Raw genomic sequence first — 534 nt, forward strand, 5'->3', positions numbered from 1 at the left:
ACCAGCTGTGCGGCGTCGCTCAGGGTGATGGCATCAGTTGCTTGCAGAGCAATACTGTCGACTGCGTTCATGGATTCACGCAGTGCGATCTCGGCGCCGCTGGTCAGGGCCAGGGTGCTGCCGCTATCGACTTGTGCGAGATCCATACCGGCAACAGTATCAATCTGCATGGCGCCGCCGCTCTGTAGCAGTGCGGTGTCGTCCATGCTCCAGCTATTCGCGGAAGCCGTCAGGTCTTTGCCGATGGTGAACTGCTGGCCCGCAGACTGGGTAACGTCACCGCGCAGGGCCAGGTTCGCAGTGCCGGTAACCGCAACATCATCAGTCATGGCCAGGTTATCGCCATCAACGATGGTCAGATCGGCACCGATGTTGGCGGCTTCGCTGAAGGCAATGTCACCACCGGCAGTCAGAACCGCATTGCCATCTACATCCACCAGTGCGTAGTGCTGCTCGTTGGTGGTGGTTGCATCGAAGTCAGCGGCCACTTGCAAGCTAGCAGCGGTACCCATGGTGAAGCTGTCGCTGATTACA

1 protein-coding gene is annotated in these 534 nt (G+C 59.2%); it reads right to left on the reverse strand.

Annotated features, from left to right (window positions below):
• Window positions 1-534 (reverse strand): hypothetical protein (locus AS89_RS18830; protein ID WP_010133853.1); only part of this gene is annotated, 534 nt, incomplete at both ends.

The organism is Microbulbifer agarilyticus S89 (genome assembly GCF_000220505.1).
In the GTDB taxonomy this organism is placed as follows: domain Bacteria; phylum Pseudomonadota; class Gammaproteobacteria; order Pseudomonadales; family Cellvibrionaceae; genus Microbulbifer; species Microbulbifer agarilyticus_B.